The 13,507-nt window shown below is 62.9% G+C and carries 12 protein-coding genes and 1 riboswitch; of the genes, 2 read left to right on the forward strand and 10 right to left on the reverse strand.

Annotated features, from left to right (window positions below):
• Positions 1 to 400: 400 nt before the first annotated feature.
• From thiH to AB5Y76_RS08140, 9 genes are all read right to left on the reverse strand, one after another.
• The gene (gene thiH, locus AB5Y76_RS08100; RefSeq protein WP_263718253.1) at positions 401 to 1,618 is read right to left on the reverse strand and encodes a 2-iminoacetate synthase ThiH; all 1,218 of its coding nucleotides are present in this window, start codon (positions 1,616 to 1,618) and stop codon (positions 401 to 403) included.
• 35 nt (positions 1,619 to 1,653) lie between these two features.
• The gene (locus AB5Y76_RS08105; RefSeq protein ID WP_263718119.1) at positions 1,654 to 2,421 is read right to left on the reverse strand and encodes a thiazole synthase; all 768 of its coding nucleotides are present in this window, start codon (positions 2,419 to 2,421) and stop codon (positions 1,654 to 1,656) included.
• Positions 2,422 to 2,506: 85 nt separating this feature from the next.
• Positions 2,507 to 2,713, reverse strand: coding sequence for a sulfur carrier protein ThiS (thiS, locus tag AB5Y76_RS08110; RefSeq protein WP_040096417.1), 207 nt, complete (start codon positions 2,711 to 2,713; stop codon positions 2,507 to 2,509).
• Entirely contained in the window at positions 2,710 to 3,486 is a 777-nt protein-coding gene (locus AB5Y76_RS08115; RefSeq protein WP_263718123.1) for a HesA/MoeB/ThiF family protein, read from the reverse strand. The genes thiS and AB5Y76_RS08115 overlap by 4 nt, the downstream gene beginning before the upstream one ends.
• Positions 3,476 to 5,083, reverse strand: a complete 1,608-nt coding sequence (thiE, locus tag AB5Y76_RS08120) for a thiamine phosphate synthase (RefSeq protein WP_263718125.1) — start codon at positions 5,081 to 5,083, stop codon at positions 3,476 to 3,478. Before thiE ends, AB5Y76_RS08115 begins: the two co-directional genes overlap by 11 nt.
• Positions 5,080 to 7,071: a phosphomethylpyrimidine synthase ThiC gene (gene thiC / locus AB5Y76_RS08125; protein ID WP_318528165.1), complete on the reverse strand. Its 1,992-nt coding sequence runs from the start codon at positions 7,069 to 7,071 to the stop codon at positions 5,080 to 5,082. Before thiC ends, thiE begins: the two co-directional genes overlap by 4 nt.
• A gap of 280 nt (positions 7,072 to 7,351) precedes the next feature.
• Positions 7,352 to 7,464, reverse strand: a riboswitch (TPP riboswitch).
• A 271-nt stretch (positions 7,465 to 7,735) separates the two neighbouring features.
• Positions 7,736 to 9,199: an aerolysin AerA gene (gene aerA / locus AB5Y76_RS08130; protein WP_162838993.1), complete on the reverse strand. Its 1,464-nt coding sequence runs from the start codon at positions 9,197 to 9,199 to the stop codon at positions 7,736 to 7,738.
• Between the two features lie 260 nt (positions 9,200 to 9,459).
• Positions 9,460 to 9,945 carry a hypothetical protein gene (locus AB5Y76_RS08135; protein ID WP_263718127.1) on the reverse strand — a complete coding sequence of 162 codons (486 nt, stop codon included), beginning with the start codon at positions 9,943 to 9,945 and terminating at the stop codon, positions 9,460 to 9,462.
• Positions 9,946 to 10,031: 86 nt separating this feature from the next.
• Positions 10,032 to 10,454: a hypothetical protein gene (locus tag AB5Y76_RS08140; protein ID WP_263718129.1), complete on the reverse strand. Its 423-nt coding sequence runs from the start codon at positions 10,452 to 10,454 to the stop codon at positions 10,032 to 10,034.
• An 88-nt stretch (positions 10,455 to 10,542) separates the two neighbouring features.
• Here AB5Y76_RS08140 and AB5Y76_RS08145 point away from each other — a divergent pair, with 88 nt between their 5' ends.
• Entirely contained in the window at positions 10,543 to 11,211 is a 669-nt protein-coding gene (locus AB5Y76_RS08145) for a response regulator transcription factor (protein WP_019446511.1), read from the forward strand.
• Positions 11,208 to 12,452, forward strand: a complete 1,245-nt coding sequence (locus AB5Y76_RS08150; protein ID WP_263718133.1) for a HAMP domain-containing sensor histidine kinase — start codon at positions 11,208 to 11,210, stop codon at positions 12,450 to 12,452. The genes AB5Y76_RS08145 and AB5Y76_RS08150 overlap by 4 nt, the downstream gene beginning before the upstream one ends.
• Positions 12,453 to 12,547: 95 nt before the next feature.
• Here the strand turns inward: AB5Y76_RS08150 and rimK are convergent, their stop codons facing one another.
• Positions 12,548 to 13,444 carry a 30S ribosomal protein S6--L-glutamate ligase gene (rimK, locus tag AB5Y76_RS08155; protein ID WP_005340088.1) on the reverse strand — a complete coding sequence of 299 codons (897 nt, stop codon included), beginning with the start codon at positions 13,442 to 13,444 and terminating at the stop codon, positions 12,548 to 12,550.
• Positions 13,445 to 13,507 lie beyond the last annotated feature (63 nt).

Below are 13,507 nucleotides of genomic sequence, written 5' to 3' on the forward strand. Positions count from 1 at the left end.
CGGCTGACTCTGAGGCAACGACGGTATTGGCTCCCCCTCTTATTCGCTGAGGCGAGCGCAGCTCGACCCGATTTGGCGCGAGAACAGGGATGTTCGAAACGGGCTTTGGCCGAAGCCATGGATGGTGAAGGCCAAAGGCCCGTCGGCGCGTGCCGTCGGACAAGCGGGTGAGCCTAAGGAACCCGACGAAGTCGGGCGAATAAGCGGGGGAGAAGACCTTTGGTGCATTTTTTGAAAAGAGTGGGTCTTTCCAAAGTCACTCGCCCCGGCCCGAAGGGCGGGCGAAACCCCGTCGAGGCCGGCGGCCTCGCATCCTGCGCGGCGAAGCCGTGCCTGCTTGCCACAGGCACGGAGTCTGGCTGGACGCTGGATGCCACCGGCAAAGGGGGCATGGCCGCCCCTATCGGCCCAAAAACGGCTCCCAATCTTTAAACACCGGCTGCAACCCTGCCTGCCGCACCGCGGCGGCCACTTCCCCCACCGGGCGGTCGTCGTGGATGGCGAACTGCTCCAGCTCCTCGGCATCCCCTTCGGCATAGCCTCCCGGCTGGGTGCGCGACTCGGCCGAAATCTGGGTGATGCCAAGGCGCACCGCGCCGTTGCGAAAGGTGGCGGACTCGCGGGTGGAGAGCGACAAGTCCAGCGTCGGCGAGAAGAGGCGCCAGGCGCAGATAAGCTGGGCCAGCTGGCGATCCGACATGACCACGGCAGGCTCCAGCCCACCGGTGCAGGGGCGCAGGCGCGGGAAGGAGAGCGAGTAACGGCTCTGCCAGTGGTGGCGCTCCAGCCAGCTCAGATGCTCGGCGACAAAGTAGCTGTCGGCGCGCCAGTCCGAGGAGAGGCCGATTAGCGCCCCCAACCCGATTTTGTCGATACCGGCACGACCCAGCCGATCCGGCGTGGCGAGGCGCCATGCGATGTCCCGCTTGTTGCCGCGCTGGTGGTGGCGGGCGTAGGTGGGGGCGTGGTAGGTCTCCTGATAGACCATAACGGCGTCGAGGCCGAGGCTCTTCAGCTCGGCATAGTCGGCCTGCGAGAGGGGCTGCACCTCCATCCCCACCGTGCTGAAGTGGCGGCGGATGATGGGCATCACCTCGCGAAAATAGGCGAGCCCCACCTTGTGCTCGTGCTCGCCGGTCACCAACAGCACGCTGTCAAAACCACGTGCCTTGATGGCCAGACACTCGCGTTCAATCTCCTCGCTATTCAAGGTCTTGCGCTTGAGGCGGTTGCTCATGGAGAAGCCGCAGTAGGTGCAGTCGTTGGCGCAGAGGTTCGACAAATAGAGCGGCACATAGAAGCCGATGGTGTTGCCAAAACGCTGGCGGGTCAGGCGCTCGGCCTCGGCTGCCATCTGCGGCAGATACGCTTCGGCGGCTGGGGAGATCAGCGCCATAAAATCGGCCAGGGTGCGGCGCGGTGTACTCAACGCCCGCGCTACATCGGCGGTGGTTTTGGCGCGGATCTGCATACCGATATCGTCCCACTCCAGCTCCTGCCAGCGGTCGATAAAGGAAGGCTCCTTAGCCCTCACCCCCAGCCCCTCTCCCTTATTTTGTGAAGAGTCGAGAGGGGGGCTAAACACATCGGCCTCGTGAGAAACCGAGAAAGAGGACATGGCGATTGGCTCTTGCTCCGAGCCAGCATCATGACTCATAACGCCCCCAGAAAATCGGTGAGCGGGCTGGAGGCTTGGGCCTGCAGGGCGCGGGCGCCAAGGCCAGCCTCATAGGCGCTGCGACCGGCAGAGCAGGCCAGTGCAAAGGCGCGCCCCATGACGACCGGATCGCCGCTCACCGCGATGGCGGTGTTGACCAGCACGGCATCGGCGCCCAGTTCAAAGGCGGCGGCCGCGTGGCTCGGCGCACCTATGCCCGCATCCACTACCACAGGCACATTGGCCTGCTCGACGATGATGGAGAGAAACTCCCGGGTCACCAGCCCCTGATTGGAGCCGATGGGGGCGCCGAGCGGCATCACGGCGGCGCAGCCCACCTCTTCGAGCCGCTTGCAGAGCACGGGGTCGGCGCCGCAGTAGGGCAGCACCACAAAGCCCTCTTTCACCAATTGCTCGGCGGCTTTCAGCGTCTCGATGGGATCGGGCAACAGGTAGCGCGGGTCGGGGTGGATCTCCAGCTTCAGCCAGTTTGTGCCCAGCGCCTCCCGGGCCAGATGGGCGGCAAACACCGCCTCGGCGGCGGTCTTGGCGCCGGAGGTGTTGGGCAGCAGCTTGACCCCGAGTTGCCGAAGGGGCGTGAGAATATCGTCGTGGGCCTTGCCCGGTTCGAGCCGCTTGATGGCCATGGTGACCAGTTGGGAGCCACTCGCCTCGATGGCGGCGGCCATCAGATCCGGGCGGGCAAACTTGCCGGTGCCGGTAAAGAGGCGTGAGGAGAAGGTGTGATCGGCAATTGTCAGCATGTCAGCCTCCGGCCACTGCGATAAGAAGATATGAGGCCCCGCCGCAGGGCAGAGCGCTCGAAAATGGGACTGTGAGCATCATGGGTCAGCCTCCCGCAATGGCGGTGAATAGGTGAAGTTCGTCCCCGTCATTGAGACGGGTCTCGGCCCAGCGGCCACGGGGCAGCACGGCGCCGTTAAGAGCCACCGCCACTCCCTGTGGATTAACTTCTTGCGCCGCCAGCAGGTCGGCGACACTCTGCCCTGCCGCCAGCGGCTGGGCTTTATCGTTGAGTCGAATGGTGAGGGTCATGGGGTGATCTCCTTATCGTCTGTCGGGCATCGGCGCTGCCCGCAAACCGGGCAATCGGGATCGGGGGCCAGAGTGAGGGTTTGCCACTGATGGCTCAGGGCATCGAAACGGCGCAATGTGCCAGCGACCGGGCTTGGCATCCCGAGCAGCAGTTTCAGTGCCTCCAGCGCCTGCAAAGAGCCCATCACCCCGACCAGCGGACCGGTGACGCCGCTGGTCTCGCAGCGCTCGGCGATTTGGGTATCCAGCGGATAGAGGCAGGCGTAGCAGGCGTGATCCGTACCTGTGCGCGCCATCAACTGCCCCTGCCACCCCACTGCGGCGGCGGAGATCCAGGGCTTGCCCTGAGCCACGCAGGCAACGTTAATGGCCTGGCGGGTGGCGAGGTTGTCGCAGCAGTCGATCACCAGATCGACCTCGGCCACAAACTCCGGCAGGCTGGTAGCATCGAGGCGCTGGTTGATGGCAATCAGCTCCACCAGCGGGTTGTGGGCAGCCAACCGCTCGCGGGCCAGCTCCGCCTTGGAGTGGTTGACCGCATCAACATCGAACAGGATCTGGCGCGGCAAGTTGCTGGAATCGACCGTATCGCCATCGGCCAGCCACAAGGTGCCCACCCCGGCCCCAGCCAGATAGAGGGCGAGCGGCGAGCCGAGCCCGCCCAGGCCGACGATCAGCACAGACTTATCTTTCAGCCGTGCCTGACCCACCTCCCCCACTTCCGCCAGCATCAGCTGGCGGCCATATCTGAGGTATTCCGCATCAGAGAGCATGTTCTGCCTCCCGTATCACGCTGGCCGAGCGCGGCTCATCCCCCGCTCCCACGGCCGCGAGCAGCCGCTCGGTCGCCCCCTGCCAGTCGTCGCTGGCAGTGATGGCCGAGACCAGCGCAATGCTACCGACCCCACTCCCCTTGACCGCCGCCACCCGCTCCTCGCTGATGCCGCCGATGGCGACCGTCGGCCAGTCGCACATCAGGGCGCGGTAGCGGTGCAGCCGCACCAGCCCCTGCGGGCGCGAAGGCATCGCCTTGGTATTGGTCGGGAAGATATGGCCCAGCGCGATATAGGAGGGGGCCAGCTCGCGGGCCCGCATCAGCTCGAAGTAGCCGTGGGTGGAGATGCCAAGGCGCAGCCCGGCCGCTTGAATGGCGGCGAGATCGGCGGTCTCCATGTCCTCCTGCCCCAGATGCACGCCCCAGGCACCCGCCTCGATGGCCTGTTGCCAGTAGTCGTTGATAAAGAGCCGCGCCCCATGGCGGCGACCAAGCGCCACAGCATCACGAATGGCCGGTGCCACCTCTGCGGCGGGCAGACTCTTGATGCGCAGCTGGATGGTCTTGACCCCCTGCCCCAGCAGGCGGCGCAGCCACTTGACCGAATCCACCACCGGATAGAGACCGAGATTGTGCTCGGTGGCGGCAAAAGGGCCCTCCGGCAGGCGGGCGCTGCTTGTCTGATAAAGTCCGAAGCGGCGATCGAGGGTTGATCCCGCCAAGACGGCGCGGGGGAAGTGGGCAAGATCAGCTGGCCAGCCAAGATGGGCGATGGGGCCCGGGCCTGCCCCCACCCCCTGCGCCGCCGTCAAGCCCTGTTGCAGGTAGGCACGCGCCAGGGTGATGGCATCCTCCACCGGATAATCCTGCGCCACCACGGCGGCGATGGCGCTGGCGTAGCAGCAGCCGGTGCCGTGGCCGTGGCGGGTATCGAGGCGCGGCGCGGCGAGCCAGAATTCGCGGGTCTCGTCCTGGTAGTAGTCGAGGCAGAGCTCACCGCTCCAGCCCAGATGGCCGCCCTTGACCAGCACGGCGCGGGCGCCGAGTTCGCGCAGCCGCTGGGCGGCGAAGCGCACCAACACAGGGCTGGTCGCGGGAATGCCGGTCAGGGCTTCCAGCTCGGGGCCGTTGGGGGTGATCAAGGAGAGGCGCGGCAACAGATGCTCGCGCACCGCCTCCAGCATATTGGGCTCCGCCATCGGGGTGCCGGTGCTGGCGATGGCCACCGGGTCGTAGACCACGAAGGGAGCCTCGATGGCAGCCAGTCGGCGGGCCAGCACCTCAACGTGAAGCCGGGTCGGCAGCAGGCCGATCTTGATGGCGGCAGGTGGCAGATCGACGCCGAGGGCGTCGATCTGGGCGGTGAAGGTCTGCATCAGCACGGGGTCGACCATCTTCACCGCCACCGAGTTCTGGGCTGTGATGGCGGAGATGACCGAGCAGCCGTGCACGCCGAGGTCGTGCAATGTGTGCAAGTCGGCCTGAATACCGGCGCCACCGCCGGAGTCTGAACCGGCGATGGTCCAGACCACAGGTCGAGACTCCGTCACGGGCGACAGGTCGGCGGGGCTGACAGCCCCGCTTGCGCTGCTCACGCCTCCTCCCCTGCGGCCTGTTTCAGCGCCGCAGCCTGATGGTAGATCTCGCCACCGGTCTCCTTGAAGGTCTCTGCCATGCGGGCCATGCCGCTCTCCACCTGAGCCACTACCTGCTCCTGCTGACCGTCCATACCGACCAGCTTGATCTCTACCGCTTCCAGCTTGGCCGCGTAGTCGCGCACATCCTGAGTGATCTTCATGGAGCAGAACTTGGGCCCGCACATGGAGCAAAAGTGAGCCACCTTGCCTGACTCCTGCGGCAGGGTTTCGTCGTGGTAGGCGCGGGCGGTGTCGGGATCCAGCGCCAGATTGAACTGATCCTCCCAGCGGAACTCGAAACGCGCCTTGGACATGGCGTTATCGCGGATCTGGGCCCCCGGGTGACCCTTGGCCAGATCGGCGGCGTGGGCGGCGATCTTGTAGGTAATCAGCCCCTGCTTCACATCCTCCTTGTTGGGCAGCCCCAGATGCTCCTTGGGGGTTACGTAGCAGAGCATGGCGCAGCCGTACCAGCCGATAAGCGCGGCGCCGATGCCGGAGGTGAAGTGATCGTAACCCGGCGCGATATCGGTGGTGAGCGGGCCCAGCGTATAGAACGGCGCCTCGTGGCAGTGCTCCAGCTGCTCGGTCATGTTGCGCTCGATCATGTGCATGGGCACGTGGCCGGGGCCCTCGATCATCACCTGCACGTCGTACTCCCACGCGATCTTGGTCAGCTCACCCAGGGTGCGCAGCTCTGCGAACTGGGCCTCGTCGTTGGCGTCATAGACGGAGCCCGGACGCAGACCGTCGCCCAGCGACAGGGCCACGTCATAAGCGGCGCAGATCTCGCAGATTTCGCGGAAGTGCTGATAGAGGAAGTTCTCCTTGTGGTGGGAGAGGCACCACTTGGCCATGATGCTGCCACCGCGCGACACGATGCCGGTGAGGCGCTTGGCGGTCATCGGTACGAAGCGCAGCAAGACGCCGGCGTGGATGGTGAAGTAGTCCACCCCCTGCTCGGCCTGCTCCAGCAGGGTGTCACGGAACAGCTCCCAGGTGAGGTCTTCGGCGATGCCGTTGGTCTTCTCCAGCGCCTGATAGATGGGCACGGTACCGATGGGCACCGGACTGTTGCGCAGGATCCACTCGCGGGTCTCGTGGATGTAGCGGCCGGTGGAGAGATCCATGACGGTGTCGGCGCCCCAGCGGGTCGACCAGACCAGCTTTTCGACTTCCTCTTCGATGCTGGAGGTGACCGCCGAGTTGCCGATGTTGGCGTTGATCTTCACCAGAAAATTGCGGCCGATGATCATCGGCTCCGCTTCCGGGTGGTTGATGTTGCTGGGGATAATGGCGCGACCGGCGGCCACCTCATCGCGCACAAATTCGGGGGTGATGTTCTGGGGCAAACGGGCACCAAAATCGCGGCCCGGATGCTGGGTGCGCAACAGTTCAGAGCGCACCCGCTCGCGCCCCATGTTCTCGCGAATGGCGATAAATTCCATCTCGGGAGTGACGATGCCGGCGCGGGCGTAGTGGAGCTGGGTGACCCGGCGGCCCGGCTTGGCGCGGCGCGGTTTCGGCAGATGCTCGAAGCGCAGGTGATCCAGCCCCTCATCGGCCAGCCGCTCCTGAGTGAAGGTGGAGCTGAGCCCCGGCAGTTCGTCGGTGTCATCCCGCTCCAGCACCCAGTTCTCCCGCAGGCGCGGCAGGCCACGGCGCACGTCGATGGCGACCCCCTCCTCCCCGTAACGGCCAGAGGTGTCGTAGACCGGCACCGGCTCGTTGGGTTCGAACTTGGGGTCCTCTTTGGTGCCGCCGACGAAGGTGTCGGCCAGCTGGATCTCCCGCAGCGGGACACGAATATCGGGGCGGGAGCCTTCGATAAAAATGCGACGGGAGTTGGGATGAGCCATCCCTTTGAGGCTGTCGATAAAGGCCTGAGCACTGGAGCGCTGCTCGCGGCGGCTGGATTTGGCGGTATCAGATACAGAAGTAGACATAGCAAAACTCACATTAACTGGTTGAAGTTATGGGTGTTTGCTTGTCTGGAGTTCGAGGAGAAGATGAACTTGCGGCGGGGTGTTTATGTCGGGAGGGAGTGCGTGCGGGATGGATCTCCGCTCTGCTGTACTGCCCCTTCCCGCTCTCTGCACGCTGTGGGCAAGGCGCCCCACGTGCTCGACAACCGGACGGGACAGACTCCCTCCTGTGCGCCCTGACCCATCAAGGGTGAGCCCTTCGATGAGCGGAAGAGGCTTGTTCCTCCTCCGGCGCGGTAACCCGCAAGTTACCCTTGTTCCCTTCGCAGGTTTTAACCTGATCAGGTTCCACGGATCCCGAATTAACGGTCTCAGCTTCGCGTCGTTCGACGGTCAGCACTCCGACAAGATGGCGCCAGTATAAGGGGGAAAATCTAAAGCACAAGCCATTAACAATCTGGCCAACACGCCTCTTTCAACAAATGAGTGAACGATGCCTCGCTCACGGGGCCACCCCAAGTACAGGTCAAACCTGCGTAGGCATCACCTTGGCAAGCCACAGATTCCCGCAGTGATCATTCAGGGACAAGAGGAGAAAAAGAGGGAAAATCGAGGGGCGCAGGGCAAGTGCATCGTCTTGCGCAGAACAGAAACAGGCCCCTATGAAAGGGGCCTGCGAGTGAGGTTATTGAACCGGAACTATGGTCAGGGATACGTTGCCAAACCCTTCGTTGGCAAGGGCCTCGCTGTCCAGATCCACACCGGTAAGCGCCACCTCATCGGCAGAGGCACTGCGCAGCTGGGCAGCCTTCGCGGAACGAGTCTGGGGCTGACCAATCTCGATATCGCCGGCAAACTGGCTCTCGGCATAGAAGTCACCAGTCACTGCCGAACGGATCGGGCGCAGCACACGACCCAGGTTATTCTGCATGGTCGACAAACCATACTCGCTGATGGTCCAGTTCCAGTCCCACCACTTCACTTCACCCGGGATATAACGCTTGTCCCACTGGTAGCGGATGCTGCTTGCCTTGTCGCGGAACGGGCCGACGGCAAAGGTGTGCTCCCAGGTGGGACGATTCTCCGGATGGGTATACCAGGCATTGCCGCCCCAACGCAGGAAGCCCTTCATGGTCAGGTCATAATTGACCTCGGCCTTGAACTCGTAGGGGTAGGAGATGTTGGACTTGTAGAGGGCAACCCGCACCGGCAGGCTGGAGTGAGGCGGCACCGTGGGGCGCGCTTCAACCGAGACGGTCTCGGTCGTCGAGCCCCCTTTCTGGGAGGCCCAACTCTGGCTCGCAGCGATCTCGATGGCCAGTTCGGTTTCCCCCACCAACGGCCACTGAAACTTGTTCTTGGTGGTCACCTTCTCGCTCAGGCTGTAGGTGTCGGTCTTCGACCAGTTGGTGGCCTTGTCGTACTTCAGGGTCACCACCACCTGCTGGGGCAGGTCGGTGTAGTTGGTCGCATTGGCCGTGATGGTCTTGACCAGCTGCTTGCCACTCTCGGTGACCTGACCATGGCTGAAGGAGTCGGGTTCCAGGGTATATGAGAAGTTGCTTACCTTGATGGAACTCTTCTCCCCGCAACGATATCCGGAGCAGCCGCCGTCATTATTTCCCTTTATCAGCCAGCCATCGCCAACCCGGGTAACATCCATATCTTCCCCGACATAGGGGCTATGGTTTCCACCCACCCAGGCATATCCCAAATAATGAGCGAGATAACTGACTGGCTTGATAAAATAATCATTGTCGTGGACAAGCCGCCATTGCACATCGACCTCATCACCCGCTGGAATATTCCAGTCAGAGAGTGTTGGTATTTCTCCGGAAACTGGTGAGTTGGGATAACACCAGGTTTCTCCGGCAGTGCCCTGTTTGATTTCGCCATTATATCCCGGCCCCATAATCACCCAGCGATCCGCCAGCCCGGTGATCTGCCACTGCCCCATGCGGCTGACCAGATTACCCTTGATACTCATGGCTTCATCGCGAGTCAGAGGCCGATAGCCACTGGCACAGACGCCCGTGCCAAGGCCCGCCCACTTGACCTGATCAGGGTAGACAGGTTCAGCCGCCTGCACCTGAGCGAGCATCAATGAAGACGCCAAAAACGCCAGATTGGCGGTAATTATTCTATTCATCATTTATCCCTCTTTCAGACATACGATAATTGTTATTGTGTAGAAATATCCTTTTTCATTTGACAGGTATGGACTCCGACAAAACCTGACACAAATAAAATAAACCACCAAAAAACATCCATGACAAACAAAATAATGGTGATACAGGAAAATAATTAGAGCGATGACTTTATTGAGGAATAAATCATAAATATTGTGGCAGCCATTATTTAATGGCTGCCACAATATGGTGAAGCTATATTAAATAAGAAGATGCTGAATTACTCTTCCGGATTGATCACTTCAATTCCCTGCAATATTCCATCCGCCGAACGGATCAATACCAGCTCGCTCCCGGCATGCAGATCGGCGGCCGAACCGTTGACCCAGCGCACCTGTGGATTGAGTGGCACAGTGCCCAGGGTGGCCAACGTGAACTGCCGGTCATCGAAGGATTGCAGGCGATCTTGCGCCCGCTGCCAGGGCTGATTGGCCAGCGGGACTCTGGCGGCCAGCAGCTCAATCCGGGTGGCAACGCCATCGGCCACCAGCAGGGCGAGCTGGTCGCCGGGTTTGAGTGGCTGCGGCCAAATCTCCCCCTGCCGCCAGATGGCGGCACTGCCCTGCTCCACCTCGGCCCCCTGAAATTGCAGGCGGATGCCGTCGCTGTGCTCCAGCTCCACCAGCCACAATTCGTCGGCTCCCGCCTGCGCCGCCCAGAGCGGTACAACCAGCATCCATGCACACCACTTTCTCGATTGTTCCATCTTCGTTCGTCCCTGAACAAAAAGCCCATGCAGGACAAGCATGGGCTTCATTCGGGAGCATTTCTAATCGGAACGCAGAGATCGGATCAGTCATCCTCGCGGCAGCGGCTCAGGCGCATGCCGTCAAACTTGCATTCCAACTCGAGCCAGCGCCCTTCGAATGGCGCCAGACTATTGTCCGAGGTGGTGTAGCCCCAGATCCGCCCCCCTTCGACCGGCCCTTCCAGATCCATCTCGTCCTTGTCATCTTCGTCGAGGGCTTCGACCTTGCGCACATAGCGCACGCCATTCTTCACCACCCCCTTCATCTCGACCCAGGTACCGCCGAGATCATCCTCGTTGAGCCAATCCTTGAAGCAGGTCTGGTCGTCGATCACGAACGGCATGCCGTTGACCATCAACTGGCCAAGCTGCCAGGTGGTGCGGCCGGTCAGTTTGAATTCGGTCGCCTGTGCGGTGCCAAGTGGCAACAAGATCAACAGCAGGAGGGCGCAGAGAGACTTCTTCATCAGGGATCCTCGGGGTTACACTGGCAAACAGGATGCCGTATCCGGTGTGAAAAGAGCGTGAAACGCTCGCCAACCAGGAGAGCAAAGCATGAAGATTTTGGTAGTGGAAGACAATCCTCAGGTGGCGGAAACCATCATGGATTATCTGGAGCTGGCCGGTCACCGCCTCGATTGTGCCTATCACGGTCAGGCGGCGCTGCAACTGCTGGAGGAGCAGCGTTTCGACGTCATCATCATGGATGTGATGATGCCGCGCCTCGATGGCCTCAGCACGGTAGCGCGCCTGCGCGAGCAGGGGATTGCCACTCCCGTGCTGTTTCTCACCGCCCGCGACAGCCTGGAAGACAAGCTGGCAGGCTTCAAGGCGGGAGGGGATGACTATCTTGTCAAGCCCTTCGCCATGGAGGAGCTGGAGGTGCGACTGCAAGCCCTCAGTCTGCGCGGCCCGCGCGGCGATGTGGGGGCCATCAGCTTTGGCGATCTGACGGTCGATGTCGCCAGCGGCCGCGCCACCCGCGCCGGTGAGCCCCTCAAGCTCGGCAAGATCCCGTTCCAAATCCTCGCCCTGCTGGCCCGCCGCGCCCCCGCCATCGTCAGCCGTCAGGAGGTGCTCGACACCGTCTGGGGGGATGAGGAGCCCGACTCCGATGCCCTGCGCAGCCATATCTACGCCCTGCGCAACGCGCTCGACAAACCCTTCCCCACTCCCATGCTGGAGACCCTGCACGGTCAGGGCTACCGACTGGTGAGCGCATGAACCTGCCGAGCCTGCGCCGCCGCCTGATCATGGCGCTCGGCGGCGCTGGGGTGGTGCTGCTGATCCTGCTCTCCGGCCTGATGCTGATGGCCGAGGACAAGATGGAAGAGCTGAGCCTGCGCCACTGGCTGGAGGCGGAAGTGACCCGCTACAGCGATGACTGGCTGCGACTCGGCCCGGCCGCCGCTGCCCCGAGCCCCAGACAGTTCTCCAGCTACTGGACCGAGGCGGGCCGCCTGCCCAAGTGGCTGAAGCCCTACCAGACCCCCGGCTTTTTCGAGCACCAGCTGGGCAAGGAGGACAAACACTTTCTGGTGGCCCGTCACCCCTCCGGCGAGGGACTGCTCTATCTGGTGTTCAATGACGACGCCGACGACTACCTAGACCCCTACGAAGACAAGCTGCATCTGGCCACCCGACTGATCGGGCTGGCGCTGCTGCTCGCCTGCCTCGGCTTCGGCATCTGGCTGGTGCGCCATATCACGGGGCCGCTGCAACGGCTGCAACAGAGGGTCGCCCACCTCACCCCGGATCAGGCGGATTTCGAGCCCGATGCCCCCTGGCAGGAGCTCAGAGATATCGAGCTGGCGCTGCTGGCTGGCAAGCAGGAGGTGAGCGCAGTGTTCGCCCGCGAGCAGGAGTTCAGCCGCTTCGCCAGCCACGAGCTGCGCACCCCCAACATGGTGATCCAGGGCTCGGCCGCCCTGCTCGGCAAGGTGACGGACTTGCCCGCGCCAGCCGCCCGCGCCACCACCCGCATCCGCGCCGCCGCCGACGAGATGGCGCTGCTCACCGAGACCTTCCTGCTGCTGGGCCGCAAGGAGGCGGTGGAGCGGCCGCTGCAGCAGGTGACCCCGCTGATCCGTCAGGAGCTGGCCCGCCTCGCTCCGCTGTTGCAGCGGGAGGCACTTGATATCCGGCTTAATCTGGACGAGAGCAGCGAAGTAAACGCCCCCCTCTCCCTGCTCGCCATTGCCCTCGGCAACCTGCTGAAAAATGCCCTGAGCTATGCCGAAGGACATATCGACATCGAGCTGTGTGGCCCGGTGCTCACCATCAGCAACCCGACGGCGGCGGCACCGGATCAGATCCTCGGCTACGGCTGTGGCCTCACCATCATCCAGCGCATCTGCGAGAAGCTGGGCTGGCAGATCGATACCCGGCTGAAGGACGGAATTTTCAGCGCCCGGCTGGCGATGATCACTGCCGAACAGTTCCCTCTCCCTTTGGGAGAGGGTTAGGGTGAGGGAGCAGTGGCACCGCCAGCCCACCAGCCAGATAGCAACAAGGCGCCCGAGGGCGCCCTGTTTCTATCTGACAGATGCAAGCCTGAGGCTCACTCCGCCGGTTTGTTCTTGCGGCTCGCCTTGAGTTCGAGGAACTCGATGATCTTGCCGGCTACATCCTTGCCGGAGGCGGCTTCCACCCCTTGCAGGCCAGGGGAGGAGTTGACCTCCAGCACCAGCGGGCCACGGGCGCTACGCAGGATATCCACCCCCGCCACATCCAGCCCCATGATCTTGGCGGCCTGCACGGCGGTCGCGCGCTCTTCCGGGGTGATCTTGATCGCCTCGGCGGTGCCGCCACGGTGCAGGTTGGAGCGAAACTCCCCCGGCTGGGCCTGACGGCGCATGGCGGCAACCACCTTGCCGTTGACCACCAGACAGCGGATATCGGCGCCATTGGCCTCGCGGATATACTCCTGCACCAGAATGTTGTTGTTGGTCTGGATAAAGGCCTCGATCACGCTCTCGGCGGCCTTCTGAGTCTCGCACAGCACCACGCCAATCCCCTGGGTTCCCTCCAGCAGTTTCACCACCAGCGGCGCCCCGCCCACCATGGTGATGAGGTCGGGCACGTCGTGGGTGCTGTGGGCATAGCCGGTGATGGGCAGGCCGATGCCGTGGCGGGAGAGCAGCTGCATCGCCCGCAGCTTGTCGCGGGAACGGCTGATGGCCACCGAGCTGTTGAGGGCCATGGTGTTCATCATCTCGAACTGGCGCAGCACGGCGGTGCCGTAGGCGGTAATGCTGGCACCGATCCGCGGGATCACGGCGTCATAACTTCCCAGCTCCCCACCCTCGTAGTGAATGGAGGGGTTGTGGGAAGCGATATTCATATAGCAGCGCAGGGTGTCGAGCACCTCTACCTGATGACCGCGCGCCTGTGCCACCTCGACCAGACGGCGGGTGGAGTAGTTTTTCGGCTCACGGGATAAAATGGCGATCTTCATGACAATTCCGCTAGAAGGCTGTGCCTGGGCAGGATGGGGCGGGAGAGTATAAGGTGCCACAGC

Origin of the sequence: Aeromonas sp. R1-2 (genome assembly GCF_040908505.1) — a bacterium.
Taxonomy (GTDB): domain Bacteria; phylum Pseudomonadota; class Gammaproteobacteria; order Enterobacterales; family Aeromonadaceae; genus Aeromonas; species Aeromonas veronii.

Coding starts and splice junctions, on each gene's coding strand:
- AB5Y76_RS08115 (WP_263718123.1), bottom strand. CDS start 3,486: ATGCTCTCTGATGCGGAATACCTCAGATATGGCCGCCAGCTGATGCTG.
- thiH (WP_263718253.1), bottom strand. CDS start 1,618: ATGTCCTCTTTCTCGGTTTCTCACGAGGCCGATGTGTTTAGCCCCCCT.
- rimK (WP_005340088.1), bottom strand. CDS start 13,444: ATGAAGATCGCCATTTTATCCCGTGAGCCGAAAAACTACTCCACCCGC.
- thiS (WP_040096417.1), bottom strand. CDS start 2,713: ATGACCCTCACCATTCGACTCAACGATAAAGCCCAGCCGCTGGCGGCA.
- AB5Y76_RS08145 (WP_019446511.1), top strand. CDS start 10,543: ATGAAGATTTTGGTAGTGGAAGACAATCCTCAGGTGGCGGAAACCATC.
- AB5Y76_RS08105 (WP_263718119.1), bottom strand. CDS start 2,421: ATGCTGACAATTGCCGATCACACCTTCTCCTCACGCCTCTTTACCGGC.
- AB5Y76_RS08150 (WP_263718133.1), top strand. CDS start 11,208: ATGAACCTGCCGAGCCTGCGCCGCCGCCTGATCATGGCGCTCGGCGGC.
- aerA (WP_162838993.1), bottom strand. CDS start 9,199: ATGAATAGAATAATTACCGCCAATCTGGCGTTTTTGGCGTCTTCATTG.
- thiC (WP_318528165.1), bottom strand. CDS start 7,071: ATGTCTACTTCTGTATCTGATACCGCCAAATCCAGCCGCCGCGAGCAG.
- AB5Y76_RS08140 (WP_263718129.1), bottom strand. CDS start 10,454: ATGAAGAAGTCTCTCTGCGCCCTCCTGCTGTTGATCTTGTTGCCACTT.
- AB5Y76_RS08135 (WP_263718127.1), bottom strand. CDS start 9,945: ATGGAACAATCGAGAAAGTGGTGTGCATGGATGCTGGTTGTACCGCTC.